This is a genomic window from Paraburkholderia tropica (assembly GCF_900109265.1).
Lineage (GTDB): Bacteria > Pseudomonadota > Gammaproteobacteria > Burkholderiales > Burkholderiaceae > Paraburkholderia > Paraburkholderia tropica.
This window is the reverse complement of record NZ_FNZM01000009.1, coordinates 221,966-247,716: the sequence shown is the minus strand read 5'-3', so window position 1 is coordinate 247,716 and position 25,751 is coordinate 221,966. Positions and strand designations below refer to the sequence as shown.

At 65.5% G+C, this 25,751-nt stretch carries 24 protein-coding genes; 11 read left to right on the top strand and 13 right to left on the bottom strand.

The features are described from left to right. Positions 1–165: 165 nt before the first annotated feature. Together BMY06_RS16950 and BMY06_RS16945 are read left to right on the top strand one after the other, a co-directional pair. Complete coding sequence (locus BMY06_RS16950) at positions 166–792, top strand: DUF47 domain-containing protein (protein WP_065060081.1); 627 nt, start codon at positions 166–168, stop codon at positions 790–792. A 10-nt stretch (positions 793–802) separates the two neighbouring features. After that, entirely contained in the window at positions 803–1,813 is a 1,011-nt protein-coding gene (locus BMY06_RS16945) for an inorganic phosphate transporter (protein ID WP_065060080.1), read from the top strand. Positions 1,814–1,888: 75 nt separating this feature from the next. Here the strand turns inward: BMY06_RS16945 and BMY06_RS16940 are convergent, their stop codons facing one another. From BMY06_RS16940 to BMY06_RS16885, 12 genes are all read right to left on the bottom strand, one after another. Further along, positions 1,889–2,695, bottom strand: a complete 807-nt coding sequence (locus tag BMY06_RS16940) for an SDR family oxidoreductase (protein WP_074984250.1) — start codon at positions 2,693–2,695, stop codon at positions 1,889–1,891. 166 nt (positions 2,696–2,861) lie between these two features. Beyond that, entirely contained in the window at positions 2,862–3,926 is a 1,065-nt protein-coding gene (locus BMY06_RS16935) for a C40 family peptidase (RefSeq protein WP_074984248.1), read from the bottom strand. A 278-nt stretch (positions 3,927–4,204) separates the two neighbouring features. Continuing rightward, positions 4,205–6,049 (bottom strand): PhoH family protein, encoded by a 1,845-nt coding sequence (locus BMY06_RS16930; RefSeq protein WP_074984247.1) that lies wholly within the window; start codon positions 6,047–6,049, stop codon positions 4,205–4,207. Between the two features lie 396 nt (positions 6,050–6,445). Beyond that, positions 6,446–6,907: a peroxiredoxin gene (locus BMY06_RS16925; RefSeq protein ID WP_065060077.1), complete on the bottom strand. Its 462-nt coding sequence runs from the start codon at positions 6,905–6,907 to the stop codon at positions 6,446–6,448. A gap of 149 nt (positions 6,908–7,056) precedes the next feature. Then, positions 7,057–7,953: a polysaccharide deacetylase family protein gene (locus tag BMY06_RS16920; protein ID WP_065060076.1), complete on the bottom strand. Its 897-nt coding sequence runs from the start codon at positions 7,951–7,953 to the stop codon at positions 7,057–7,059. Between the two features lie 18 nt (positions 7,954–7,971). Further along, positions 7,972–9,024, bottom strand: coding sequence for a bifunctional UDP-4-keto-pentose/UDP-xylose synthase (locus BMY06_RS16915; protein WP_074984245.1), 1,053 nt, complete (start codon positions 9,022–9,024; stop codon positions 7,972–7,974). Beyond that, positions 9,021–9,989, bottom strand: a complete 969-nt coding sequence (locus tag BMY06_RS16910; protein ID WP_074984244.1) for a formyltransferase — start codon at positions 9,987–9,989, stop codon at positions 9,021–9,023. Before BMY06_RS16910 ends, BMY06_RS16915 begins: the two co-directional genes overlap by 4 nt. Continuing rightward, positions 9,986–11,110 (bottom strand): glycosyltransferase, encoded by a 1,125-nt coding sequence (locus BMY06_RS16905; protein WP_074984242.1) that lies wholly within the window; start codon positions 11,108–11,110, stop codon positions 9,986–9,988. Before BMY06_RS16905 ends, BMY06_RS16910 begins: the two co-directional genes overlap by 4 nt. 112 nt (positions 11,111–11,222) lie before the next feature. Further along, positions 11,223–12,386, bottom strand: coding sequence for a DegT/DnrJ/EryC1/StrS family aminotransferase (locus BMY06_RS16900; RefSeq protein WP_074984241.1), 1,164 nt, complete (start codon positions 12,384–12,386; stop codon positions 11,223–11,225). Between the two features lie 156 nt (positions 12,387–12,542). Next, on the bottom strand, positions 12,543–12,914 hold the full coding sequence (locus BMY06_RS16895; protein ID WP_065060114.1) for an SMR family transporter: 372 nt from the start codon (positions 12,912–12,914) through the stop codon (positions 12,543–12,545). Positions 12,915–13,094: 180 nt separating this feature from the next. Then, positions 13,095–14,786, bottom strand: coding sequence for a glycosyltransferase family 39 protein (locus tag BMY06_RS16890; RefSeq protein ID WP_074984239.1), 1,692 nt, complete (start codon positions 14,784–14,786; stop codon positions 13,095–13,097). 211 nt (positions 14,787–14,997) lie between these two features. After that, positions 14,998–15,372, bottom strand: a complete 375-nt coding sequence (locus tag BMY06_RS16885; RefSeq protein WP_065060070.1) for an Mth938-like domain-containing protein — start codon at positions 15,370–15,372, stop codon at positions 14,998–15,000. Between the two features lie 537 nt (positions 15,373–15,909). Between BMY06_RS16885 and BMY06_RS16880 the strand changes: the two genes are divergently transcribed. From BMY06_RS16880 to BMY06_RS16845, 8 genes are all read left to right on the top strand, one after another. Then, complete coding sequence (locus tag BMY06_RS16880; RefSeq protein ID WP_065060069.1) at positions 15,910–17,148, top strand: pyridoxal phosphate-dependent aminotransferase; 1,239 nt, start codon at positions 15,910–15,912, stop codon at positions 17,146–17,148. A gap of 84 nt (positions 17,149–17,232) precedes the next feature. Next, positions 17,233–18,564, top strand: coding sequence for a homoserine dehydrogenase (locus tag BMY06_RS16875; protein ID WP_065060068.1), 1,332 nt, complete (start codon positions 17,233–17,235; stop codon positions 18,562–18,564). A 19-nt stretch (positions 18,565–18,583) separates the two neighbouring features. Continuing rightward, positions 18,584–20,035 carry a threonine synthase gene (thrC, locus tag BMY06_RS16870; RefSeq protein ID WP_074984237.1) on the top strand — a complete coding sequence of 484 codons (1,452 nt, stop codon included), beginning with the start codon at positions 18,584–18,586 and terminating at the stop codon, positions 20,033–20,035. Between the two features lie 286 nt (positions 20,036–20,321). Beyond that, entirely contained in the window at positions 20,322–21,536 is a 1,215-nt protein-coding gene (locus BMY06_RS16865; RefSeq protein WP_074984236.1) for a molybdopterin molybdotransferase MoeA, read from the top strand. Between the two features lie 10 nt (positions 21,537–21,546). Continuing rightward, entirely contained in the window at positions 21,547–21,804 is a 258-nt protein-coding gene (gene moaD, locus BMY06_RS16860; protein WP_074984234.1) for a molybdopterin converting factor subunit 1, read from the top strand. Positions 21,805–21,833: 29 nt separating this feature from the next. Next, the gene (locus BMY06_RS16855; protein WP_065060064.1) at positions 21,834–22,316 is read left to right on the top strand and encodes a molybdenum cofactor biosynthesis protein MoaE; all 483 of its coding nucleotides are present in this window, start codon (positions 21,834–21,836) and stop codon (positions 22,314–22,316) included. A gap of 251 nt (positions 22,317–22,567) precedes the next feature. Next, complete coding sequence (locus BMY06_RS16850) at positions 22,568–22,870, top strand: helix-turn-helix domain-containing protein (protein ID WP_074984232.1); 303 nt, start codon at positions 22,568–22,570, stop codon at positions 22,868–22,870. Further along, on the top strand, positions 22,870–24,225 hold the full coding sequence (locus BMY06_RS16845) for a HipA domain-containing protein (protein WP_074984231.1): 1,356 nt from the start codon (positions 22,870–22,872) through the stop codon (positions 24,223–24,225). Before BMY06_RS16850 ends, BMY06_RS16845 begins: the two co-directional genes overlap by 1 nt. A 120-nt stretch (positions 24,226–24,345) precedes the next feature. Here BMY06_RS16845 and BMY06_RS16840 read toward each other — a convergent pair whose 3' ends face one another. Next, complete coding sequence (locus BMY06_RS16840; RefSeq protein WP_074984345.1) at positions 24,346–24,900, bottom strand: group III truncated hemoglobin; 555 nt, start codon at positions 24,898–24,900, stop codon at positions 24,346–24,348. A 182-nt stretch (positions 24,901–25,082) separates the two neighbouring features. Here BMY06_RS16840 and BMY06_RS16835 point away from each other — a divergent pair, with 182 nt between their 5' ends. Further along, positions 25,083–25,571, top strand: coding sequence for an Rrf2 family transcriptional regulator (locus BMY06_RS16835; RefSeq protein ID WP_065060061.1), 489 nt, complete (start codon positions 25,083–25,085; stop codon positions 25,569–25,571). Positions 25,572–25,751 lie beyond the last annotated feature (180 nt).

The following is a 25,751-nucleotide window of genomic DNA, read 5'->3' as shown; positions in this document are numbered from 1 at the left end:
CTGTCAAGACGCGGCAGGCGGCTTATGCGCAATAGTGGCGCAAATGCCGCTGCCGTGTCCGTCGACAAGTGCGGCCCTTTCCTCCTGACGTTACAATATTGCCGTTTTATGACGGCTATCTTGCCGTTTTGTGACGGCAATCCGAGACCAATTACCGGGATCCCAATGTTCGGTCGATTCATGCCCACCGAGGGCAAGTTCTTCGAAATCTTCAACGCGCACGCGAAGTGCATCGTTTCCGCTGGCCGTGAGCTCGAGCTCCTGATCGACAATCTGGCTGACGCAGAAGTCCACAAACAGAACGTGCAGAGCGCCGAAAAGGCCGCCGACAAGCTGACGCACGAGTGCATCGACTTGCTGCACAAGACCTTCATCACGCCGCTCGACCGCGACGAGATCCACAAGCTCATCACGACGATGGACGACTGTCTCGACCTCATGGAAGACGTCGCCACCGCCATTTCGCTGTACGACGTGCAGGCCGTGACGGCCGAGGCGAGCGAACTCGCGCACGTGGTCACGGCGTCGGCCGAGCGTGTGCAGGCAGCAGTGGCGCTGCTCTCCGACATGAAGCAGGCGCGCGACATCCTGAAAGCGTGCGAAGACATCGACCGCCTCGAGTCCGACGCCGACCGCCTGCTGCGCGGCGCGATCTCGAAGCTTTTCCGCGAGGAAGACGACGTCAAGAATCTGATCAAGCTGAAGGCGATCTACGAATTGCTCGAAGCGATCACCGACAAGTGCGAGGATGTCGCGAACATCATCGAAGGCATCGTGCTAGAGAACGCCTGAGCCAACCACGATGCATTCGATACAACTCGCCCTCTGGGTGGTCGCGACACTCGTCGCCATCGCGCTCATCTTCGACTTCATGAACGGCTTTCACGATGCGGCGAATTCCATCGCCACCGTCGTGTCCACCGGCGTGCTCAAACCGCAGCAGGCGGTGGCGTTCGCAGCCATGTTCAACGTGATCGCCTATTTCGTCTTCCACCTGAAGGTGGCGCAGACGGTGGGCAAGGGCACCATCGACCCCGATATCGTCGATCACTACGTCGTGTTCGGCGCGCTGGTGGGCGCGATCGGCTGGAACGTGCTGACGTGGTACTACGGCATTCCGTCGAGCTCGTCGCACGCGCTGATCGGTGGCCTCGTGGGCGCGGCGCTCGCCAAGTCGGGCTGGCATTCGCTGAATTTCGACGGGCTCATGAAGACCGTGGCGTTCATTTTCATTTCGCCGCTGCTCGGTTTCATCCTCGGATCGTTGTTCATGCTGCTGGTGTCGTGGCTGTATTTCCGCACACCACCGAGCAAGGTCGACCGGCGTTTCCGGCGCTTCCAGCTGGTTTCGGCGGGCCTCTACAGCCTCGGCCACGGCGGCAACGACGCGCAGAAGACCATCGGCATCATCTGGATGCTGCTGATCGCAACCGGTTACTCGGCGGTTGGCTCGGACGCGCCGCCTATCTGGGTGATCGGCGGCTGCTATCTGTCGATGGGTATCGGCACGCTGTTTGGCGGCTGGCGCATCGTGCGGACCATGGGCCAGAAGATCACCAAGCTCAAGCCAGTGGGCGGTTTCTGCGCCGAAGCGGGCGGGGCGCTGACGCTCTTCACGGCTTCGTGGCTCGGCATTCCCGTGTCGACCACCCACACGATTACCGGCGCGATCGTCGGCGTGGGCGCGACGCAAAAGCTCAGCGCCGTGCGCTGGGGCGTGGCGGGCAACATCGTCTGGGCCTGGGTGCTGACCATTCCGGCTTCGGCTACGCTCGCCGCGGCGGGCTGGTGGATCGGCCATCGGCTGATGTAAGCGGGCCTCCGCCACAGTGTTGCAAAACGGCGCCTTCGGGTGCCGTTTTTTTGCCCGCCACGCTGCCGCGCCGGTTCAGATCATCGGCGTGCTGCAGCCGTCCATCGGCACGAGGGCGCCGGTTACGTAGCTTGCGCGGCGGCTGGCCAGGAACAGCGCGACGTCGGCGATCTCCTCGGGTCTGGCATAACGCCCGAGCGGCACCTTGGCCTCGCCGCGCGCGAGGGTTTCTTCGGCGCTGGTGCCTTCGCGGCCCGCTTCCAGTTTCACGGCTTCCTGCAGGCGCTCCGTGAGCGTGGCGCCAGGATTGATCGCGTTGATGCGGATGCCGTAGCGCGCGTGATAGTGCGCGAGACCCACGGTGGCGAGCATGAGCGCCGCGTTGGCCGCGCCGCCCGCGATATGGATGTCGCTCGCGTACTTGCCGCCCATGCCGATGATGTTGACGATCGCGCCCGGTTCCAGCGCCTTGCCGGCCTTGATCCGCTCGACCATGCGGCGCAGCACTTCCTGCTGCGGATAGATATACGGGAAGTATTTGGCTTCCATGGTGGCCTTGAAGGCCTCGGCGTCGAGCAGTTCCGGGTCGTAGCGGCGGGCCGCGCCTGCGCTGTTGATCAGGATGTCGATGGGCCCGACGGCCGTGGAGACTTCTTCGACCACGTCGGCGGCGCTGTGCGCCTCGTGCAGGTCGGCGCGCGTGAGATGCACGTGCAGGCCTTCGCTGGCCAGTTGCTCGCGGGCGCGCGCGAGGTTGGCGGGATCGCGCGACACGATCGCCACTTTCGCGCCTTCCTGCGCAAACGCGCGGGCGCAGGCGAGCCCGATGCCCTTGCTGCCGCCTGTGATCAGCACCACCTTGTTGCCAAGTCCGAGATCCATCGCTGCCTCGCTGCGGAAAGAGTCCAAAAACAGTACCAAAACGATAGCAGACGCGGCGGATGCACGAAACCGCCGAAAGGCCGCGTTGGCCATCCGGCCAGGGCGAATCGGGCTGGATGCCGCGTCAGCCGGCGGCGTGTGCGCGGGTACGCGGCGGGGGCGTTGTTCAGTACGAGCCGTTCGCGAAGCGTGCGATCGGGTCGTCGCTCGATTGCGTGGGGGCGGGCGATGCGGCGCCGGCGGTCGAGGCGCGCATGATCTGGACCGGCGCCTGAGCGGGCTGGGTCGACTGGATGGCCGTTGAACCGGCCTGCGCGGCCTGACGTTCGGCGGCGGCCGCGCGGGGCGGTGGAGGCTCGAACGCGTCGGCGGCGGCATCGATGGCGTCGGGCGCGGCGGCGACCGGCGCAACCGCTCCCGCGTCGCGGGCCTGCATCTGCGCAGCACCCATCGCGGCGGGCGGCGGCTCGAAGGCGTCGGCGGACGCGGCCTGCGGCGCGGGCGATGCAGGTATCGCGGCGGTGCTCGTCGCCGTACTCGTGTAGGTAGTTGGCGGCGTGCTCGTCAGGCGACGCTGATCCACCGCCGCAGCGCTGACGCGAGCCGCAGGCGCGGCAACCGCCACGTTTGCGGCCGGCGCGACCGGAGCAGGCGTCGCCGCCTCGTAAGTCGGCGTATCGAACGGCGTGCTCGGCGCGCGTTTGGGCGGCGCCATGCGGCGGATGCCGTCGAAATGCTTCGACCAGTACGGATTGGTCAGATAGTCGAGCCGCACGGTGCCGCCCGTCGACGGCGCATTCACGAAGCGCAGATTGCCCACGTAAATGCCCACGTGCGAGTGCGGCCGCCCGGTGGTGTTGAAGAACACGAGGTCGCCGGCCGCGATTTCGTCCGGCTCGATCGACTCGCCGCGCTGGCTCATGTCGGCCGTGGTGCGCGGCAGATCGACCGACGCGGCGCGCGCGAACACGTATTTGACGAGACCGCTGCAATCGAAGCCGCTATCGGGCGTATTGCCGCCCCAGCGGTAGGGAATGCCGACGAGACCCATCGCCTGGATCGAGATTTCCTCGCGGCCGATGCTGTGGTCGACGAAATTGGGGAAGCCGGGCGGCTTGGTGCGCCAGGCGTAGCCGCCGCTCGATCCGCCGCCGCGCGACACCTTCTGCGGCGCGCTCGAACACGCCGCAAGGAATATCACGATCAGCAACGGAAGCCAGAGTCGGCGCATGAAAAGCGGACGGCGAACGACGCACGTCCGCCATTGGGGAAAACCGGTAATGAGCGGATGGTAGCCCGTGGGGCACGGCTTCGGCAAGAATTCTTCAAGAATTACTTGAAGTTCGCGGGCGATCTGTTGCGGGTTCGGGACGGCCCGAAGGGCCGAGACGCCCGTGGGCGCGGGCGACGCACAAGAAAAAAGGACCGCATCCGGCGATCCGGATGCGGTCCTTCCAGGTACGGCTCAACAGGCGTGGCGCGGCGAGAAACCCGCGCCGGCAGAGCGCTTTAGAGAATGTCCGAGGCGTAATCGGCCAGACGCGAACGCTCGCCGCGCGCCAGCGTCACGTGCCCGCTATGCGCCCAGCCCTTGAAGCGGTCGACCACGTAAGTCAGACCCGAACTGCCTTCGGTCAGATACGGCGTGTCGATCTGCGCGATGTTGCCGAGGCACACGATCTTCGTGCCGGGGCCCGCGCGCGTCACGAGCGTTTTCATCTGCTTGGGCGTGAGGTTTTGCGCCTCGTCGATGATCAGATACTTGTCGACGAAGGTACGGCCGCGCATGAAGTTCATGCTCTTGACCTTCAGGCGCGAACGGATCAGCTCCTGGGTCGCGGCGCGGCCCCATTCGCCGGCGGCGTCGTCGGTCTTCTGGAGCACTTCGAGGTTGTCGTCGAAGGCGCCCATCCAAGGCTGCATCTTTTCCTCTTCAGTGCCCGGCAGGAAGCCGATGTCTTCGCCGACCGGCACCGTCGCGCGCGTCACGATGATCTCGTTGTAGCGCTTGTCGTCGAGCACCTGCGCGAGGCCCGCCGCGAGCGCGACGAGCGTCTTGCCCGTCCCGGCCTGGCCGAGCAGCGTGACGAAGTCGATCTCCGGATTCATCAGCAGGTTCAGCGCGAAATTCTGCTCGCGGTTGCGCGCCGTGATGCCCCACACGTTGTTCTTGTGGTGGCCGTAGTCACGCAGCGTCTGCAGCAGCGCCGTCTTGCCGTTGAGCTCGCGCACGATCGCGTGGAACGCGGGCTCGCCGTTCTGCGGCTCGAGATAGACGAACTCATTGACGAGCATCGACGCGCACTCGGGCCCGGTCACGCGGTAATACGTGGTGCCGGTCTTGGTGTCCTGCCAGGACTCCATGCCCTTGGCGTGCTTCGCCCAGAAGTCCTGCGACAGCGCGCGGATGCCCGAGTAGAGCAGGTCCTTGTCTTCGAGAACCTGGTCGTTGAAGTAGTCTTCGGCGGGCAGGCCGAGCGCGTGCGCCTTGATACGCATGTTGATGTCTTTCGACACCAGCACGACGAGGCGGTCCGGCCGGTCGCGTTGCAACGCGCGCACCACGCCGAGAATCTGGTTGTCGGCCTTGCCTTCGGGCAGGCCGTCGACCGGATCGATGTGCGTGAGCGTGGTCTGGAAGTACAGGCGGCCGAGCGCTTCGCGGCTGCCGAGGCGCGCGAGCGAAATGCCTTCGGAGATCGTGCCCGCGTTCGCCACGAGCTGATCGAGCGTACGGCTGACCTGACGCGCGTTACGCGCGACTTCCGACATGCCTTTCTTGTGGTTGTCGAGTTCTTCCAACGTCATCATCGGCAGATAGACGTCGTGTTCCTCGAAACGGAACAGGCAGGTCGGGTCGTGCATCAGCACGTTGGTGTCGAGCACGAACAGCTTCTGGACTTCGACGGCTTCTTCCGGATGCACGCGTTTTTTCGTGCTGCCGCGCGTGGCCGGTGCGGCCGTACCGCCCGAGGTTTTCGCGGCGGGTTGCTTGCCGCTGCGCGCAACGGGCGCTTCGGCCGCGGGCGTCTGGAGCGGCTGCAGCAACGCGGCGGTCTGTTTGCGTTTTCGTGCGGGGGCCGGCGCGACGGGTTCGAGCGCGGCGAGTTCGGCGCTGGCGGAAGGCAGCGGCACGGTGCGCAGCGTGGTCGCGGCGTTCGCGGCCTCGGTCATCGGTTGGGCGACGCTTGCCGCACCATAGGCGGTCGCGTCGTTGGCAAGTTCCGAGGCAACATCGGCGGCGTCGTTCTCACCCGCGGCTTTGCGGGTGCTGCGCGAGGGCTTCGCGCGCGCCTTGTATTCCTCGGGCGGCAGCAGGTTGCCGAGCTTGCTGGGGGGAGTAGGCAAAGGCATGGTGTCCCTCGAAAAAATCGGGTCGAGTGGTCGCGGGGTTACCCAGTAAGGTGCGCTTTCGGGCGGCGCGTGCGGACAGCCGGGTGGGCCGCCGCCGTGACCGCGCTGGGTGCGCGCTCAGGTCTGAAAATGCCGGTTCGCCTGTTTTTCGATCGGCTCCTTGACGTTGACGCGCACCGGGTCGCTACGCCGGCGCGACGTGGAGGGAGTGACATTCAACAGAAAGGCCAACAAAAAAGCCGCTGCCCCGACTGACGAGGCAAGCGGCTTGACTGCTGTGCTGACACGCTGCCCCGGAAGCGCATTTCCGGCCACGGCGTGACCGGTTGCGAGACCGCTGCAATGCATCAAAAAATGGGTTGGACAGGCACTCATTGCAGCCCAATATAACGCGCCTCAAAGCGCTTGTACAGCCTCCAGAACTTCCTCGACGTGGCCCGGAACCTTGAGGCCGCGCCACTCGCGGCGCAGCACGCCGTCGGCGTCGATGAGGAAGGTGGAGCGCTCGATTCCACGCACTTCTTTGCCATACATTTTCTTCATTTTGATGACGCCGAAGAGCGAGCAGAGCGCTTCGTCGCCATCCGATACCAAGGTAAACGGCAGTTCGAGCTTGGCCTTGAAGTTGTCGTGCGAGCGAACGCTGTCGCGCGAGACGCCCACGATCGTGGCGCCGGCCTTCTTGAACTTCGCGAACAGGTCGCGGAATTCCATGCCTTCGCGCGTGCAGCCCGGCGTGTTGTCTTTCGGATAGAAGTAGAGGACGACCTTCTTGCCCTTGAGGCTCGAGAGCGTGAAGTCGCCGCCCGTGGCGGGCGCGGTGAAGTCGGGAACGGGTTGGTCGACAGCGATGGTCACGTCAGGCACGTGGCTCTCCCTTTGTTATTGGCTGGCGCGGGGGCGGCGCGGGCGCCGGTCGGCCGGGACGGTGTGTGCCGCTCGCGGCGCCGTGCCGGCGGCATGGGCTGCGTGCGCGAAGACAGGCGCGGTGGCGCGGGCGGCGGGGTTCAGTCGGGCTGGACGATCAACTGGCCGGAACGGCCCGCGATCTCGCCCCAGGTGACAGGGTACGATGGCAGCGAATCCGGGTCCAGCGTCGCATGGTAGTCGCCCATCGTGGCAAATGTGTGGCCCTGTGCGCGCCAGCCCGCGAGCAGCTGTTCGAACACGGGCGCGAGCTTCTGGCCTTCGAGTTCCGCGTGCAGCGTGAACACCTGATCGTGCGGATTGTTCTCGGTGAGCTTGAGCATCCACGCGGCGACGGTGTCCGTGTCCACGCCATCGACGCCCAGCACTTCGTCGAGCGTGGGCAGCGTGGTGGGCATCTGCACGTGGTTGAGCGTGCGGCCGTTCACGACCGGACGATAGGGCGAATGGCCGCGCCCGTCCGAGGCGTACTGCATGCCCCAGGTGTCGATCTGCTCGAACGCCGACTCGTTCATCTGCCAGCCTGCCGCGCCGTGCGTGACGGGCGGCGTGCCGAAGATGCGCGTGAAGCGGTCGAAGCTTTTCTGCATCTGACGCGCGGTCCATTGCGCGTCGCGCGTGCGCACATTGTCCTGCCAGTAGACGTGGTCCCACGTGTGGATGCCGCACTCGAAACCGGCTTCGTGGATCGCGCGCATCTGCGCGGCCGCTTCCACGCCGATGTCGGGGCCGGGCAGCAACACGCCGTACATCAGCTGGCGGATGCCGTAATGCTCGACCACCGAGGTGCGCGAGACCTTCTTCAGAAAGCCCGGACGGAACACGCGGCGCAGCGCCCAGCCCGTATGGTCCGGGCCGAGGCTGAACAGGAACGTCGCGCGCGCCTTGTAGCGGTCGAAGATGCGCGCGAGATTCGGCACGCCTTCACGCGTGCCGCGCAGCGTGTCGACGTCGATCTTGAGAACGATGCGGGCCAAGTGGCGTTGTCCCCGGCGTTACGCTTGCTGCTGTTCGACGAGCGCACGCGCTTCGCCGACATGGCCGCGGTACGCTTCGAAGATCTTGCGCAGCGCTTCGTCGAAGGTCGACTTCGGCGCCCAGCCGAGTTCCTGCATCGTGTTGTCGATCTTCGGCACGCGGTTCTGCACGTCCTGGTAGCCCGCGCCGTAGTACGCGCCCGACGACGTTTCGACCAGTTGGACCTTCTTCGCCGTTTCCGCGTACTCGGGGAATTCGGCGGCGAGCGCCAGCATCTTGTGCGCGAGTTCGCGCACCGAGAAGTTGTTGGTCGGGTTGCCGATGTTGAAGATCTTGCCCGAGGCGACGCCGTCCTTGTTGTCGATGATCTTCATCAGCGCTTCGATGCCGTCGTCGATGTCGGTGAACGCACGCTTTTGCGCGCCGCCGTCGACGAGGCTGATGTTCTCGCCGCGCACGATGTGGCCGAGGAACTGCGTCACGACGCGCGACGAACCTTCCTTCGGCGTGTAGATCGAGTCGAGGCCCGGGCCGATCCAGTTGAACGGACGGAACAGCGTGAAGTTCAGGCCTTCCATGCCGTAGCCCCAGATCACGCGGTCCATCAGCTGCTTCGAGCACGCGTAGATCCAGCGCGGCTTGTTGATCGGGCCGTAGGTGAGGGCCGACGCGTCCGGGTCGAACTGCTCGTCCGAGCACATGCCGTAGACCTCGGAGGTCGACGGGAAGACGAGGTGCTTGCGGTACTTGACCGCCGAACGCACGATCGGCAGGTTCGCCTCGAAGTCGAGTTCGAACACGCGCAGCGGCTGCTGCACGTAGGTGGCCGGCGTGGCGATGGCGACCAGCGGCAGGATCACGTCGCACTTCTTGACGTGATACTCGACCCACTCCTTGTTGATCGTGATGTCGCCTTCGAAGAAGTGCATGCGCTCATGCTTGACCAGATCGCCGAGGCGGTCCGTCTGCATGTCCATGCCGAACACTTCCCAGTCCGTGGTCTCGAGGATGCGCTTGGAGAGGTGATGGCCGATGAAGCCATTGACACCCAGGATCAGAACTTTTTTCATGGACGGGGGACAGATGAAATGAGGTCGGAGAACGCGGCGGGCGTGACGACGGTCTCTTGACCGCCGTGTTCCAGATTCGGTGCGTGCCGCAGTTCGTGAATCGCGATGGCGCGGCCGTCGCCGCAAAGGGCGAAAAGCGCATTATCGCTTACGTGGATGCCGGCGGGCAATCCGGCGAGGGCGCGCACGCGTTCGGCGTCTTGCGTGCCGGGGCGCACCAGCCGCGCGCGCGCGATCACGAAACGATGCTCGCCGATGTCCGTGAACGCACCCGGGTACGGCGGCGCGACTGCGCGGATCAGGTTGTAGACGTCCTGCGTGCTCTGCGAGAAGTCGAGCCGGCCGTCTTCGGGCTTGCGCCCGCCGTAGTAGCTGCCTTGCGACAGATCGTTCGGCAGGTGCGGCGCTTCGCCCGCGACGAGGGCGGGCAGCACGCGCCAGAGCGTCTGCTCGGCGGCCACCGTCACCTTGTCGAAGACCATCGCCGCCGTGTCGTCGGGCAGGATCGGCACCGGCGTTTGCGCGATGATCGCGCCCGCGTCGGGCTTCGCGGCCATCTCGTGCAGCGTCGCGCCGGTTTCCGTTTCGCCCTTGATCACCGCCCAGTTGGTCGGCACGCGGCCGCGATACTTCGGCAGCAGCGAGCCGTGCATGTTGTAGGCGCCGCGCGCGGCGAGCGCGAGCAGATCCACCGGCAACATGTGGCGGTAGTAAAACGAAAAGATGAAGTCGGGCTGCGCGGCGGCGATCGCGGCGCGCAGCTCGGGGCTTTTCGGATCGGCCGGCGTGATGACGTCGATGCCGTGTTCCTCGGCCACCGACTTCACGCTGCCGAACCAGATGTTTTCGGTCGGGCTGTCTTCGTGCGTGACGACGAGCGCCACGTCCACGCCGCGCGCGAGCAGTACCTGCAGGCAACGCACCCCGACGTTGTGATACGCGAAGACGACGGCGCGCGCTTTCATGACTGGGCTCCGTGGCGTGCGTCCTGACCGGCTTCCTGGTCGACGTTGGCGCCGACGTTCGGGTTGACGTTCTGGTTCGCGGCGCCGACAGGATTCAGCGCGGTCTGCACGGCCTGCACGACGTCCTGACGCGGCACTTCGACCACTTCGCGGCCGTTGCGCGCTTCGAGAATCGTCTGCACCAGATAGCGCGGACGCGCGCGCACCTGCTGATAAATACGGCCGATGTACTCGCCGAGCAGGCCGAGCGCGAAGATGATCACGCCGAGCAGGAAGAACGTGATGGCGAACAGCGTGAACACGCCTTGCACTTCCGCGCCGATGATGAAGCGGCGGATCAGCAGCAGCACGAACAGGCCCGCCGAGCCCAGCGAAAGAATCACGCCGATGAACGACAGCCACTGCAGCGGCACGACCGAGAAGCCGGTGACGAGGTCGAAGTTCAGGCGGATCAGGCTATAGAGCGAGTACTTCGACTCGCCCGCGAAGCGCTCTTCGTGCGCGACGTCGACTTCGACCGGGTTCTGCGCGAAGGTGTACGCGAGCGCCGGAATGAAGGTGTTGATTTCGCCGCAACGGTTGATCGTATCGACGATATGACGGTTGTAGGCGCGCAGCATGCAGCCCTGGTCCGTCATCTTGATGCGCGTGATGCGCTCGCGCAGCCGGTTCATGGCCTGCGAAGCCTTGCGTCGCCACAGACTGTCCTGGCGCTGCATGCGGATCGTGCCCACGTAGTCGTAGCCTTCGCGCATCTTCTCGACCAGCTTGCCGATTTCCTCGGGCGGATTCTGCAGGTCGGCGTCGAGCGTGATGACGATCTCGCCGCGCGACTGCTCGAAGCCCGCGAGGATCGCCATGTGCTGGCCGTAGTTGCCGTTGAGCAGGATCGCGCGCGTGGTGTCCGGGCGCGCGCGGAACTGCTCGGCGAGCATCGCGGCGGAGCGGTCGCGGCTGCCGTCGTTGATGAAGATGACTTCGTACGAGGTGCCGAGCTTGTCGAGCGCCGGGTACAGGCGCGCGAACAGCGCGGCCAGTCCGGCTTCCTCGTTGTAGACCGGAATGATGACCGAGACTTCCGGCGTTTCCGGGGTCAAGGTGCGTTGTTCCGTTTGACTCATGTGTGCGTCTTTTCCGTTGGGGTAATCCGTGTTGCACGACAGTGTACGGCGGGCGGGGCGGGCGCGATTGGCCGAACAGCGCCCACTCCGTGCAGGTACTTGCTGGCGATGCCTACTTCGCGAACTGCGTGCAGATGTCGTTGACGGCGTGGCATACGCGCGCGACGTCCGCTTCCGTCATCAGCGTGAAGAGCGGCAGCGTGACCGTGGTCGCGCCGAACCGCTCGGCGTGCGGGAACATGCCCGCACGGAAACCGCGCTCGCGATAGAGCGTGAACAGGTGGATGGCCGGGTAGTGCACGCCCGAACCGATCCCGCGTTCCTTGAGCTGTTCCATGAATTCCGCGCGCGTGAGCGTGAGCTTTTCGAGCGGCAGGGTGATCTGGAACATGTGCCAGTTGCTGTTCGCGAAGTCGGCGTGCGGCAGGCCCATGCCGAGCTTCACGGCCGCGCCGCCTTCGAAGCCCGCGAAATACGCCTTCGCGAGATTGCGGCGCTGCAGCGTGAAACGCTCGATGTGCTTGAGCTGGCCGAGGCCCACGCGCGCGGCCACGTCCGTGAGATTGTACTTGCCGCCGAGCACGTCGCAGTCCATGCCGTCGAGGCCCGTGCGCGTGATGCCCTGCAGCCGGTATTTGCGCGCGAGTTCCGCTTCGTCCTCGTTGTTGAGCACGAGCGCGCCGCCTTCGATCGCCGTGAGGTTCTTGTTCGCGTGGAAGCTGAACGAGACGATGTCGCCGAGTTCGCCGATGCGCTTGCCGTTCCAGCTCGCGCCGAACGCCTGCGCGGCGTCCTCGATCACGCGCAGCTTGTGCTGGCGGGCGATCGCGTAGAGGCGGTCCATGTCGACGGGCAGGCCCGAAAGGAACACCGGAATGATCGCCTTGGTGCGCGGCGTGATGGCGGCTTCGAGCTTGTCGAGGTCGATATTGCGCGTGAGCGGGTCGATGTCGGCGAACACGGGCGTCGCGCCCACTTCGTAGATCACGTTGCTCGTGGACACCCACGAGGCCGGCGTGGTGATGACTTCGTCGCCGGGACCGACGCCCGCGATGCGCAGACCGATTTCCAGCGTCGCCGTGCCCGAGTTGAAGGTGCGCACCGGACGGCCGCCGCAATACTCGGACAGCGCGGCTTCGAACGCCTGGTTCTGCGGGCCGGTCGTGATCCAGCCCGAGCGGAGCACGTCGACGACGCCCTGAATGGTTTCCTCGTCGATCTCGGGTTTGACGAACGGGAGGAACGGTACGGAGGATTGCGCGGATGACTGGGTCATGAGGGCTTGGCTCGTCAGAACGTCAGATAGTGAGTGAGGCTGTGGCGGCGCGAAGCATGCGCCGCCGACCTTACGATTTGCTTCGATGTCGCTTCGATGTGGCTTCGATGTGGCTTCGATGTGGCTTCGATGTGGCGGATGGCCCGGCTGCGCCGATCAGCTGCGCGCCAGCACGACCACGCCGATCAGGATGATGCCGATGCCGACGAGGCGCTGCACGCTCATCACTTCGCCGAACAGATACCAGGCCGCGAACGCGTTGACCACGTAGCCGAGCGAGAGCATCGGGTAAGCGATCGAGACGTCGACGCGCGAGAGGCCCACGATCCACACGACCACGCTGAACACGTAGCAGGTGAGTCCGCCGATGATCGGCAGCTGCGTGGCGAGCTTCCAGCCGATGGGCAGGATGTTCGCACGGCTGAATTCGAAGTGTCCAACGGCATTGACACCGGCTTTCAGCAACAGTTGCGCACAGGCATTCAGGCCGACGCCGGCCAGGATGCAGATAAGGGAAATCGGATTCATCATTCTGGTGATCAACTCGGTTATGGGGGCGGACCGGGCGCGGTCCGCGACGCCGCTGCGGCGGGCGGGCAGCCACAGGCGGGCGCGTGGAACGGCCCGCGCGCTGCGCGGCTGCCGGGCCGGCGCCGTCAGGGTCACAACCCGCCATTATCGCTCATGCGCGCCCGCGATCCGCCAGGCTCAGGGCTGCGGCTTTTCCACCACCACGCGGCGCGCGTCGCGGGCGATCACCTGCATCGGGAAGCCTTGCGCGGCCAGCTGGTCGTAGCGCTGCGCGGGCAGCAGCGCCAGCGCGTAGCGTTCGGTCTTCCAGCGCTGCTCCCATTCGGCGACGGTCGGCACCCATTTCTGCGGTTCCTCGGAGATGCCGAAGGCCAGTTCGTCGGTGACCTGGACCATCGTCATCGAGTGGCGCACGTAGAAGGGCAGCGTGTGATCGAGCACGCCGACCGAATAGAACGGCGTGTCGGGCGGCATTTTGGCGATGGCCGCGCGCACGGCGGGCGCGAGCGGCGCGCCGGAACTCAGCGTGCCGAATACGTCGTGGCCCGTGCCGGCGATGGTCGCGAGCAGCAGCCACGCGGTGCCGAGCGCCACGGCGGGCGCGCGCGCGCCGGTTTCGGGCGTGTTCTTCGCGCGAGCGATGCGCAAGCCGATCATGGTCGCGACGAAGGCGGCGGCGGCGGCGGCGAACACCCAGACCTGGTACTCGCGGTAGAGCGCGTTGGGGTTGCGCGAGTCGCCGAGGCGCGTGAGTACGAACGAGCCCGCCATCAGCGCGACGGCCAGCAGCGCATAGCCGATCAGATGGCGATTCCACTGCTTTTTCGTCATCAGCGGCAGATAGAGGCCGATGACGAGCGCGAGCGGCGGAGCGATCGGCAGCGTGTACGAGATCAGCTTCGAATGCGACGCGCTGAAGAACAGGAAGATGAAGGCGCTCCAGACCAGCATCAGCGTGACCGGCGCGAAGCCGTTCGGCTGGCGCGGCGTGCGCAGCGCGTGGCGCACGCTCTGCACGCTCACGGAGAGCCACGGCAGTAAGCCGACCAGCATTACCGGCACGAAGTAATAGAACGGGCCGGGGCGGTTCTGCGCGGGCGTCAGATAGCGCTGGAACTGCTGGACGATGAAGAAGAAGTTGAAGAACTCGGGATTGCGCTCCTGCACCAGCACAAACCACGGCGATACGACCGCGAAGAACACGATCAGGCCGCTCACGAGGTAGAGGCGCTTCCAGAGCGCCCAGTCGCGCGAGATCAGCGTGTAGAGCACCAGCACGGCGCCCGGCAGGATCAGGCCGACGAGGCCCTTCGAGAGCACGGCCAGCGCCATCGCGCCCCAGCAGACCCACATCCACAGGCGCGCGGTGTTGCGCGGCAGATTGGGGCGCTGGGCGAGCAGCAGCGCGCAGAGCGTGAGTTCCATCCAGAACGACAGGGCCATGTCGAGCGTGTTGAAGTGGCCCATCAGGTTCCAGTACGGCGCGCAGGCGAGCACGACGGCGGCGAAGAAGCCGGTGGCGGCGTTGAACACGCGCGCGCCGGTGAAGCCGACCAGCAGCACGCCGGCGAAGCCGGTCAGCGCCGTGTAGAGGCGCGCCTGCCATTCGCCGATGCCGAACCACGCGAACGTCAGCGCGTTCATCCAGGTTTGCAGGGGCGGCTTCTCGAAATACTTGTAGCCGTTGTAGCGCGGCGTGATCCAGTCGCCGGTCGCGAGCATTTCGCGCGCCATTTCGGCATAGCGGCCTTCGTCGCTCGGCAGCAGATGGCGCCAGCCGAGCGGCAAGAACCAGATCACGGCGAGAGCGACGATCAGAAGCAGGATCGCGCTGCGGTTGAGCGGCAGCCGCGAGGGCGTATCGTTCATGGATTCCAGCCTGTTTTTGTCAACGTTGCAGTCGGTCGGGTGGCGGCGTGGATACGCGCCTCGCCCGCGCGGCGCGCAAGTGTACTACGGCACGGGGAGCGTACCTGAAGGCAAGCTTAAGGGGCGGGCACGAGGCCGCGCGATCGGGCGGCCGATCCGGGGCGCGATCGGACTTTAATCAGGTTGCGATCAGGCCCCGACCAGGCTTCAGTCAGGCTTCGATCAGCAGCGCGAGCGCCACGCGGCGGCCTTCGGCCATCAGGATGTTGTAGGTGCGGCAGGCGGCCTTGAAATCCATCGCCTCCACGCCGATGCGCTGGGCCGACAGCGGCGCGGTCAGGCGCGGATGCGGAAAGCGCAGGCGCTCGCCGCTGCCGAACACGACGACTTCGGGCTTGAGCGGCAGCAGCGCCGCAAAATGGTCGGGGGTGAGCGAGTCGAACGCATTCACCGGCCAGGGCTGGACCGGCGAGTCAGGCATGACGAGGATGCTGCCGTTATGACGCTCGAGATTGATCTCGACGTAATCGGCGCCATAACCGGTGACGGTGTTCAGGGCGCCGCTGGAGTCCTGGTGTAGTTTCAAAACGGAATTCCGGAAGGTCTCAGCGAAGGTCTTATTACGGACAGCGCGCGCCGGCGCAGGCACGGCGCGGACGAAGGACGCCGCGCGCTGCCGCTGCCCGTGGCCTGGCACGGCCCGTGACGGCGCTTTGCGCATTGCGGAAGTCGGTCAAAATCCGCTAAATTATAGCTTTTTAGCCGCCGCGGCGCGCCGTCGCCCCAGCGGGGTCCGGCCTGAACCGCTTCGAGCCCGTCAGTCCGAGCGCCACATCCGCGCCATTCGCCTGCGACATCCTGTCTGGATACACCCAGTGGACACACCCAGCCGGCGAACGCAGTCACAAGCTGCAACTGGCACGTTGCCCGAAGATGTCCGCAGTTTCCCGTGGTTAGCCGGAGTTGGCCCGTGCCGCAGCCACGCTCGCCCCTTGCCTCGACAGGCTCGCGGCCCGTGCGCCGTTCGGCCCGCTCTGTATAGTTACCCGGTATGCCGCGCCCGGCCAATGCCCGACTCGCCTATTTGGCCCCTTAAGACCGTTTCCCAGACCGAAAGCCCGCCGTGAAACCGATTCTCAAATCCAACAAGCTGCAGAACGTTTGCTACGACATCCGCGGGCCGGTGCTCGAGCATGCCAAGCGCCTCGAAGAAGAAGGCCATCGCATCATCAAGCTGAACATCGGCAATCTGGCGCCGTTCGGCTTCGACGCGCCGGACGAGGTCATTCAGGACATGATCCTGAACCTGCCGGGCTCCTCGGGCTATTCGGACTCGAAGGGCGTGTTCGCCGCGCGCAAGGCGATCATGCATTACGCCCAGCAAAAGGGCGTCAAGGGCGTCGAGCTCGACGACATCTACATCGGCAACGGCGCGTCCGAGCTGATCGTGATGGCCATGCAGGCGCTGCTGAACGACGGCGACGAAGTGCTGCTGCCCGCGCCCGACTATCCGCTCTGGACGGCGGCCGTGAGCCTGTCGGGCGGCACGCCCATTCACTACATCTGCGACGAATCGAACGCGTGGATGCCCGATCTCGACGACATCCGCGCGAAGATCACGCCGAACACGCGCGCGCTCGTCGTCATCAATCCGAACAACCCGACGGGCGCGCTGTATTCGGACGAGCTGCTGCAAGGCCTCGTGGCGATCGCGCGCGAGCACGGCCTGATCATCTTCGCCGACGAGGTCTACGACAAGATCATCTACGACGGCAAGACGCACACGGCGCTCGGCTCGCTCTCGGAAGACGTCATCACGGTCACGCTCAACAGCCTCTCGAAGAGCTACCGCGCGTGCGGCTACCGCGCCGGCTGGATGTTCCTCTCGGGCATGACGGGCGAAAACCGCCGCCGCTCGAAGGACTACACCGAAGGCCTCGGCATTCTCGCGTCGATGCGCCTGTGCGCGAACGTGCCGGGCCAGTACGCCATCCAGACGGCGCTCGGCGGCTACCAGAGCATCAACGAGCTGATCCAGCCGGGCGGCCGCCTGTATCGCCAGCGCGAACTCGCGTACAACATGCTCACGGCCATTCCGGGCGTGAGCTGCGTGAAGCCGGAAGCGGCGCTGTACATGTTCCCGCGTCTGGACCCGAAGCTTTATCCGATCCAGGACGACCAGCAGTTCATCCTCGATCTGCTGCTGCAGGAGCGCGTGCTGCTCGTGCAGGGGACGGGCTTCAACTGGAAGCAGCCGGATCACTTCCGCGTGGTGTTCCTGCCGAACGTCGACGACCTGACCGATTCGATCAACCGGATCGCGCGCTTCCTCGACGGCTATCGCCAGCGTCACGGCACCTGAGCGACGGCACCCGTCACGCAGACGCCACGAAAAACGCCACGCAAACGCATTTCCTTTTCACACACTTAGACGAACACACGCTGCATGGAACCGATCAAAGTAGGTCTCTTGGGCTTCGGCACGGTGGGCAGCGGCACCTTCACGGTACTGCGCCGCAACCAGGAAGAAATCAAACGCCGCGCGGGCCGCGGCATCGAGATCGCGCGCATTGCCGTGCGCAATCCGGCCAAGGCCACCGCGGCGCTCGGCAGCGAAGCCGGCAGCGTCGACCTGACGACCGACTTCAACGCCGTCGTCGACGATCCGTCGATTTCGATCATCGCCGAAATGATCGGCGGCACCGCCCTCGCCAAGGACCTCGTGCTGCGCGCGATCGCCAACGGCAAGCACGTGGTCACGGCCAACAAGGCGCTGCTGGCGGTGCACGGCACGGAAATTTTCCAGGCCGCACGCGCCAAGGGCGTGATGGTCGCGTTCGAAGCGGCGGTGGCGGGCGGCATCCCCATCATCAAGGCGCTGCGTGAAGGTCTGACGGCCAACCGCATCCAGTACATCGCCGGCATCATCAACGGCACGACGAACTACATCCTCTCGGAAATGCGCGAGCGCGGCCTCGACTTCGCGACCGCACTGAAGGGCGCGCAGGAACTCGGCTACGCGGAAGCCGACCCGACCTTCGATATCGAAGGCGTGGACGCCGCGCACAAGGCCACGATCATGAGCGCGATCGCGTTCGGCGTGCCGGTGCAGTTCGACAAGGCTTACGTGGAAGGCATCAGCAAGCTCGACGCCATCGACATCAAGTACGCGGAAGAACTCGGCTATCGCATCAAGCTGCTGGGCATCGCGCGCCGCACGGAGAAGGGCATCGAGCTGCGCACGCATCCGACGCTGATCCCGGCGAAGCGCCTGCTCGCGAACGTGGAAGGCCCGATGAACGCGGTGGTCGTGCACGGCGACGCCGTGGGCACCACGCTGTACTACGGCAAGGGCGCGGGCGCGGAGCCGACGGCTTCGGCGGTCGTGGCCGATCTCGTGGACGTGACGCGCCTGCATACGGCCGATCCCGAGCATCGCGTGCCGCATCTGGCGTTCCAGCCGGACAGCCTCTCGAACACGCCGATCCTGCCGATCGAGGAAGTCACGAGCGGTTACTACCTGCGCCTGCGCGTGGCCGACCAGACCGGCGTGATGGCCGACATCACGCGCATCCTGGCCGACAGCGGCATTTCGATCGACGCGCTGCTGCAGAAGGAGTCGGAAGAAGTGGACGCGCAGGGCAAGGCGGAGACCGACATCATCCTGATCACGCACGAGACGCTCGAAAAGAATGTCAACGCGGCGATCGCGCAGATCGAGAAGCTGGCGACCGTGAAGTCGTCGGTGACGAAGCTGCGCATGGAAGGACTGAACTAAGGTAAGGCAAGGACCAGCAATGAATTACGTATCCACGCGCGGCGCGGGCGCCGGCGAGCAGCATTCGTTCTCGGACATCCTGCTGGGCGGCCTCGCACGCGACGGCGGCCTGTATCTGCCGGCGCAGTATCCGCAGATCGGCAAGGAAGAACTCGCGCGCTGGCGCGGTCTCTCGTACGCGGACCTCGCGTTCGAGGTCCTCTCGAAGTTCAGCGACGACATTCCCGCCGACGATCTGCGCGACCTCACGCGCCGCACCTACACCGCGGCCACGTACTGCAACGTGCGCCACGGCGAGGACGCGAGCAAGATCACGCCGCTCACCACGCTCGGCGAGGAAAACGGCACGACGCTCTCGCTGCTCGAACTCTCGAACGGTCCGACGCTCGCGTTCAAGGACATGGCGATGCAGCTGCTCGGCAATCTGTTCGAGTACACGCTCGCCAAAGCCGGCCAGCAGCTGAACATTCTGGGCGCCACGTCGGGCGACACGGGCAGCGCGGCGGAATACGCGATGCGCGGCAAGAAGGGCGTGCGCGTGTTCATGCTCTCGCCGCACAAGAAGATGAGCGCGTTCCAGACCGCGCAGATGTTCAGCCTCCAGGATCCGAACATCTTCAACCTCGCGGTGGAAGGCGTGTTCGACGACTGCCAGGACATCGTCAAGGCGGTCTCGAACGATCACGCGTACAAGGCCGCGCACAAGATCGGCACGGTCAATTCGATCAACTGGGCGCGCGTCGTGGCGCAGGTCGTCTACTACTTCGCGGGCTATTTTGCCGCCACGAAGAGCAACGACGAGCGCGTGTCGTTCACGGTCCCTTCGGGCAACTTCGGCAACGTCTGCGCGGGTCACATCGCGCGCATGATGGGCCTGCCGATCGAAAAGCTCGTGGTCGCGACCAACGAGAACGACGTGCTCGACGAGTTCTTCCGCACCGGCGTCTATCGCGTGCGCGCGTCGGCCGAGACGTATCACACGACCAGCCCGAGCATGGACATCTCGAAGGCCTCGAACTTCGAGCGCTTCGTCTATGACCTGCTGGGCCGCGATCCGGCGCGCGTCGCGCAGCTGTTCCGCGACGTCGAGGAGAAGGGCGGTTTCGATCTCGCGGCGAGCGGCGACTTCGTGCGCGTGCAGCAGTTCGGCTTCGTGTCGGGCCGCAGCGGCCACGACGACCGTATCGCGACGATCCGCGACGTCTTCACGCGCTACAAGACGATGATCGACACACATACGGCCGACGGCGTGAAGGTCGCGCGCGAGCACCTGCAACCGGGCGTGCCGATGATCGTGCTGGAAACGGCGCAGCCGGTGAAGTTCGGCGAGACGATCCGCGAAGCGCTCGATCGCGAAGCCGAGCGTCCGGCGGCGTTCGAAGGCCTGGAGGCGCTGCCGCAGCGTTTCGAAGTGGTGGCCGCCGACGCGAAGCAGGTGAAGGACTACATCACCGCGCACACGCAGGACTGATCGGTTCTGCTGCCGTACCCGCCGCGGGCGCGAGCCGCTCGCGGCGCGCAGTCCTCGACGCACACGGCGAATTCACGGCATAAGGGCACGCGGCGCAATGCCGCCTGCCCGCCGCTACAATAACGGCAGACCCACTGCCGAAGGCGTCGCGCGGAGCGCTCTGCAAGCACCGCGGATCGCGCCTCGTCCCGTACGCCCCAACATCCCGCCCATGTCCACGCCCCAAGCCCCGAATTCAGGCACCCGCGCCGCCACGAACGCCGCTACAGGCGCCCCGCGCCCGCCGATGATCTCGACCGCCGACGCGCTCGCGACCTTGCTCGCCGCCGCGCAGCCGCTCACGCAAACCGAAACGCTCTCGACCTTCGACGCGCTCAACCGCGTGCTGGCGGTCGAGGTGGTGTCGCCGCTCGACGTGCCGCCGATGAACACGAGCGCGATGGACGGCTACGCCGTGCGCGCGGCCGACCTGCATCAAGGCAGCCGCCGCTTGCCGGTCTCGCAGCGCATTCCGGCCGGTCACGCGCCGCAGCCGCTCGCGGCAGGCACGGCGGCGCGCATCTTCACGGGCGCGACCGTGCCGCCGGGCGCGGACGCCGTGGTGATGCAGGAGCAGGCCGAAGCCGGCGACGGCGAAGTGACGATCCTGCACACGCCCAAGGCCGGCGAGTGGATCACGGCCCAGGGCGCGGACATCAAGAAGGATTCGGTGATCCTGCCCGTGGGCACGCGCCTGTCGCCCGCGGCGCTCGGGCTGGCGGCCTCGGTCGGCTGCGCGACGCTCACGGTTACGCGCCGCGTGAAGGTGGCGGTGTTCTTCACCGGCGACGAACTGACGATGCCCGGCGAGCCGCTCAAGCCCGGCGCGATCTACAACTCGAACCGTTTCACGCTCACGGGCCTGCTGCGCAATCTGGGCTGCGACGTGACCGATTACGGCATCGTTCCCGATCAGCTCGACGCCACGCGCGCGACCTTGCGCGAAGCCGCCGCGCAGCACGATCTGATTCTGACCTCGGGCGGTGTGTCGGTGGGCGAGGAAGATCATGTGCGTCCGGCCGTAGAGGCGGAAGGCCATATCGGCATGTGGCAGATCGCCATGAAGCCGGGCAAGCCGCTCGCGTTCGGCGCGGTGCGGCGTGGCGCGAACGAAGCGGGGCAGGCGTTTTTCATCGGGCTGCCGGGCAATCCGGTGTCGAGCTTCGTGACCTTCCTGCTGTTCGTGCGCCCGTTCCTGCTGCGTCTCGCGGGTGTCGCGCACGTCAGCCCGCGCGCGTTGTCGCTGCGCGCCGATTTCACGCAGACCAAATCGGATCGCCGCAACGAGTTCCTGCGCGCGCGCGTGAATCCGGCGGGCGGCCTCGACCTGTTCTCGAACCAGAGTTCGGCGGTGCTGACTTCGACGGTCTGGGGCGACGGCATCATCGACAATCCGCCGAATCATACGATCAGCGCCGGTGAGATCGTGCGCTTCATCCCCTTTACCGAATTGCTGTACTGAGTTTGAAACGATGAAAATCCAGCTGAAATTTTTTGCGAGCGTGCGTGAAGCACTGGGCGTCGCCGATGAAACGGTCACGCTGCCCGACAGCATCGTCACGGTCGGCGATGTGCGCGGCTGGCTGCGCGCACGCGGCGGCGTCTGGGCGGAGACGCTGGCGGAAGGCCGTTCGCTGCGCATGGCGTGCAACCACGTCATGACCGACCCGCGCACGCGCATTACCGAAGGCTGCGAAGTCGCGTTTTTCCCGCCCGTCACCGGCGGCTGAATCCCTCACGACGATTAAGGAGAGCAGTCATGCCCGTGCGGGTTCAGACCGGGGATTTCGACCTGACGACCGAAGTCGCGCAACTGCGCGCCAACAATCCGTCGATCGGCGCGGTGGCGTGCTTTGTCGGCACCGTGCGCGACCTGAACGACGGCAGCGCGGTCGCGGGGATGGAGCTCGAGCACTATCCGGGGATGACGGAGAAGGCGCTGGAGAACATCGTCGAGGCGGCGCGCACGCGTTGGCCGGGCATCGAGGTGCTGATCGTGCATCGGGTCGGCCAGCTCGCGCCGCTCGACCAGATCGTGCTGGTCGCGACGACGTCGAAGCATCGCGGCGATGCGTTCGCGTCTTGCGAGTTCGTGATGGATTACCTGAAAAGCGAAGCGCCGTTCTGGAAGAAGGAAGCGACCGAGCACGGCGCGCGCTGGGTCGATGCGCGCGAAAGCGACGACGCGGCGCTGGCGCGTTGGGGGATCGAGTCGGGGAATGCGGCGGTCAAGCCGGATTAAACACGCATGCGTGCGTATTCTATCGATTGTTCCTGAAATATCAGAATAACAAGCGTAACCGTGGATCGTACGGAATAATTCCTGAAATATGAGAATAATCGGCTCGCCGTGTGGGCTGAGTCGATTTATTCCTTAAATGCGAGAACTATTCGCCAAAACTGGCGTCCAACGGAATAATTCTGATATTCTCGGAATTATGGCCGCATCAAGCGGCTGATTCCGAAAATCTGGACATTCTGGACGCGCCCGCCATGCCCCGCACCTTGCCTCGACCGATTGAACGCCCGGACCCGCTGGCGCTGGACATGGCCGCGCTCGGCCTGCTCGTGCGCAATCGCCGCGCACAAAGCGAACTGCGTATCGACGATGCCGCGCAAATGCTCGGCGTCTCCAAGGACGTGCTGTCGCGGCTCGAAAACGGTCGCTCGGTCAGTCTCGACAAGGTGTTTCTGATTCTCAACGGGCTCGGGCTCAGCCTGCTGGTCCTGCCGCGCAGCGAAGCCAGCATGGCAGTGCGCAAGCTGATGCCGCCCGGCGCGCAGGAGACGCCCTGATGGCCGCCCATACGCTGCGCGTCACAACCGGCGATGCGCCGGTCGGCACGTTGAGCTTCGAATCGCGCGAGGAGCGCTACGGTTTCGACTACGACGCGGCCTGGCGGCAGCGCGACGACGCCTTTCCGCTCTCGCCGCATATCCCGCTCTCGGGCGCAGTGGCGGCGCCGGGTGCGGTCCAGCGTTTCCTGCAAAACCTGCTGCCGGAAGGCCGCGCGCTCGACGTCGCATCGATCGTCAATCAGATCTCGAAGGAGAACGTTTTCGGGCTCGTGCGCGTGCTCGGCAAGGAACCCGTCGGCGCGCTGAGCTTCGCGCCGCCCTCGGACCTGCCCGGCGCGCCGGTCGAGGCCGCGCCGCCGCTGCGCAGACCGATTTCGACGGAAGAACTGAGCCAGCGGATCCGCGAACGCGATCTCGTCGATTTCCCGGTCTGGGACGGCAAGGTGCGACTCTCGGTCGCCGGCTATCAGGACAAGCTGCAGGTGCTGGCGGAAGGCGCGCGCCTCGCGCTCGCGGACGGCGCGCTCAGTTCGACGCATATTCTCAAGCCCGAGTCGCGCAATGCCGTTACGCCGCACATGGTCGCCAACGAGCATTTCTGCATGACGCTGGCGGCGCGTCTGGGGCTCAAGGTTGCGCCGGTCGAGATTCGCCGTCTCCCCGAGCCGATTCTGCTGATCGAGCGTTTCGACCGCGCAGTAAGCATCGATCCCGCCGATGGAGAGACTGTGACCGCGGTGCGCCGGCGGCATGTGATCGACGGCTGTCAGGCGCTGGATCTGCCCGTGTCGTTCAAATACGAGCGCAATTTCGGCAATGTCGCCGACGTGCGCAATATCCGCGAAGGCGTGAGTTTCGAGAAGCTGTTCGCGCTGGAGCCGTATTTCGACAATCCGCTGTCGACGCGCACGTTTCTCGTGCGCTGGGCGCTGCTGCACGTGCTGATCGGCAATAGCGACGCGCATGGCAAGAACATCTCGTTTTTCATGCGCGCGTCGAATCTGGAGCCCGCGCCGCTGTACGACCTCGTTTCGGTGAACGCCTACGGCGAGCACGTCGAGCAGGACATGGCGATGGCCTATGGCGACGTATTCCGGCTACAGGAGCTCACGCCGTACGCGCTAGCGGATTTCGCCCAGCGCACGCGCACGCAGCCGCGTTTTCTGGAGCGCGAGATCGTGCGGATGGCGCGGCAGGCGAGTGCGCTTGCGCCGGAACTGGCGCGCGCCGAGGTTTATATGGGCGAGGAACGGGCGCTGGTGGACGCGGTGGCGCGCTTTGTCGTCGCGCAGAGCGAGAGGCTGTTGAAGCTGGCGCCCGAAGTGCCGAAAGTCGATCGCAGCCTGTTTTGAAGCTGGGACGCGATGCCTGGCCGCCGTTATGCGCATAAAACGGGGCAGATCGCGCTGACTTGCGTGATGAATCGCAACTAACAGCCAGAATCAGCCGACGACGCCAGACGCAGGCGTCGCTCAGTTCGCGCGATCGGCTTCGTCCGCGTCCATCGAGCGGCCGACGATGCGCGTCGGAAACGGCTCGCCAGGCGGGCGCGTGGGCAGGTCGTGATCGTGTCCGTGGCCTGCGGGGCGGCGGCGCGGCGCGACCGCATCGAGCAAGGCTTGCTGTTCGGGCGGAATCTGGTAGTCCCAGCCGAACTTGCTCAATTGCAGGCTCTGCGCGATTCGCAGCGCGGGCTCCATGAACTGGAGCGCGGCGGCAGGCTCGTAGCGCGCCTGCACGGTATCGAGAAACAGATGGAGCCAGCGGCTGAAATGACGCGGCTCGACGCCTTCCACGGGATTGTGGGCCTGCTGCACGTTGCCGCGGTAGGTTTTCGTCCCGAGCACAAGGCTCGACCAGAAGCGCACCATCTTCGGCAGATGGTCGTCCCAGCGCCCGGCCAGCATGCCGTCGAAGACCGGGCCGAGCAGCGCGTCCGCGCGCACGCGGTCATAGAACGCGTAGACGAGTTCGCGGATGTTGTCTTCGGTCGGCTCGGCGTAGGGGGCGGGGCGTGCGTCGGTCATGATGGGCTTGTTGCGGATGTACAAATGCCACGGCACGTTCCGATGCGGCTGGAAATGCCGGAAAATGCCTGGAAATACGAAGCGTCATGATACCCAGACAGCGCAAAACCTGCATGGGCGCTGCATGTTATCTTAGACGCATTAGCGTCACGATTGACCTGACTCATTTTTTAACGATCGCCATGAGACTGACCGATTACACCGACTACTCGCTGCGCGTGATGCTGTATCTCGCGCTGCGCCGCGACGGCCTGGCGACGATCCAGGAAATCTCCGACGCCTATGGCATCTCGAAGAACCATCTGATGAAGGTCGTGCAGCGGCTGGGCGAACTCGGCTGGGTCGACACCCTGCGCGGCCGTAACGGCGGCCTGCGGCTCGCGGCGGATTCGCTGTCGCTGAGCGTCGGCACCGTGGTGCGCCACACCGAGAGCGATTTCGCGCTGGTCGGCTGTTTTCCCGACGAACACGGCGAGCGCCGCGGCTGCGTCATCGAACCGCAGTGCCGCCTCAAGCATGCGCTGGCGGCCGCGCGCGACGCCTTCCTCGCCGAACTCGATCGCCACACCATCGGCGAGCTGGCGCAACCGGAGCATGAACTGAGCGGCGTGCTCGGCCTCGCGCCCGTCAACTTCATCCCGCGCGCGAAGGCGACGAGCGCCACGCGCTGACTTCGCCCGATCTCGCGACGCTCCTCACGGCGCGCTTCGATCCGACGAATCCACCGGCTTCACCGTCATCCGCCCTGCGGACGGCGATCTGCGCATCCAGCGCACCCTCATATTAAAAATCGGAAAAAATGACGGCCTGTGCGCTTGAAACCGGCTCAATGACCCTTAAATCTGGTGACA

What these genes read in the sequence shown, in the direction of transcription:
- BMY06_RS16845 (WP_074984231.1), top strand. Translation starts at nt 22,870, where the DNA reads ATGGCCGCCCATACGCTGCGCGTCACAACCGGCGATGCGCCGGTCGGC.
- BMY06_RS16910 (WP_074984244.1), bottom strand. Translation starts at nt 9,989, where the DNA reads ATGAAAGCGCGCGCCGTCGTCTTCGCGTATCACAACGTCGGGGTGCGT.
- BMY06_RS16890 (WP_074984239.1), bottom strand. Translation starts at nt 14,786, where the DNA reads ATGAACGATACGCCCTCGCGGCTGCCGCTCAACCGCAGCGCGATCCTG.
- BMY06_RS16850 (WP_074984232.1), top strand. Translation starts at nt 22,568, where the DNA reads ATGCCCCGCACCTTGCCTCGACCGATTGAACGCCCGGACCCGCTGGCG.
- BMY06_RS16855 (WP_065060064.1), top strand. Translation starts at nt 21,834, where the DNA reads ATGCCCGTGCGGGTTCAGACCGGGGATTTCGACCTGACGACCGAAGTC.
- BMY06_RS16895 (WP_065060114.1), bottom strand. Translation starts at nt 12,914, where the DNA reads ATGAATCCGATTTCCCTTATCTGCATCCTGGCCGGCGTCGGCCTGAAT.
- BMY06_RS16930 (WP_074984247.1), bottom strand. Translation starts at nt 6,049, where the DNA reads ATGCCTTTGCCTACTCCCCCCAGCAAGCTCGGCAACCTGCTGCCGCCC.
- BMY06_RS16840 (WP_074984345.1), bottom strand. Translation starts at nt 24,900, where the DNA reads ATGACCGACGCACGCCCCGCCCCCTACGCCGAGCCGACCGAAGACAAC.
- BMY06_RS16900 (WP_074984241.1), bottom strand. Translation starts at nt 12,386, where the DNA reads ATGACCCAGTCATCCGCGCAATCCTCCGTACCGTTCCTCCCGTTCGTC.
- BMY06_RS16835 (WP_065060061.1), top strand. Translation starts at nt 25,083, where the DNA reads ATGAGACTGACCGATTACACCGACTACTCGCTGCGCGTGATGCTGTAT.
- BMY06_RS16865 (WP_074984236.1), top strand. Translation starts at nt 20,322, where the DNA reads ATGATCTCGACCGCCGACGCGCTCGCGACCTTGCTCGCCGCCGCGCAG.
- BMY06_RS16940 (WP_074984250.1), bottom strand. Translation starts at nt 2,695, where the DNA reads ATGGATCTCGGACTTGGCAACAAGGTGGTGCTGATCACAGGCGGCAGC.
- BMY06_RS16875 (WP_065060068.1), top strand. Translation starts at nt 17,233, where the DNA reads ATGGAACCGATCAAAGTAGGTCTCTTGGGCTTCGGCACGGTGGGCAGC.
- BMY06_RS16935 (WP_074984248.1), bottom strand. Translation starts at nt 3,926, where the DNA reads ATGCGCCGACTCTGGCTTCCGTTGCTGATCGTGATATTCCTTGCGGCG.
- moaD (WP_074984234.1), top strand. Translation starts at nt 21,547, where the DNA reads ATGAAAATCCAGCTGAAATTTTTTGCGAGCGTGCGTGAAGCACTGGGC.
- BMY06_RS16915 (WP_074984245.1), bottom strand. Translation starts at nt 9,024, where the DNA reads ATGAAAAAAGTTCTGATCCTGGGTGTCAATGGCTTCATCGGCCATCAC.
- BMY06_RS16945 (WP_065060080.1), top strand. Translation starts at nt 803, where the DNA reads ATGCATTCGATACAACTCGCCCTCTGGGTGGTCGCGACACTCGTCGCC.
- thrC (WP_074984237.1), top strand. Translation starts at nt 18,584, where the DNA reads ATGAATTACGTATCCACGCGCGGCGCGGGCGCCGGCGAGCAGCATTCG.
- BMY06_RS16950 (WP_065060081.1), top strand. Translation starts at nt 166, where the DNA reads ATGTTCGGTCGATTCATGCCCACCGAGGGCAAGTTCTTCGAAATCTTC.
- BMY06_RS16905 (WP_074984242.1), bottom strand. Translation starts at nt 11,110, where the DNA reads ATGAGTCAAACGGAACAACGCACCTTGACCCCGGAAACGCCGGAAGTC.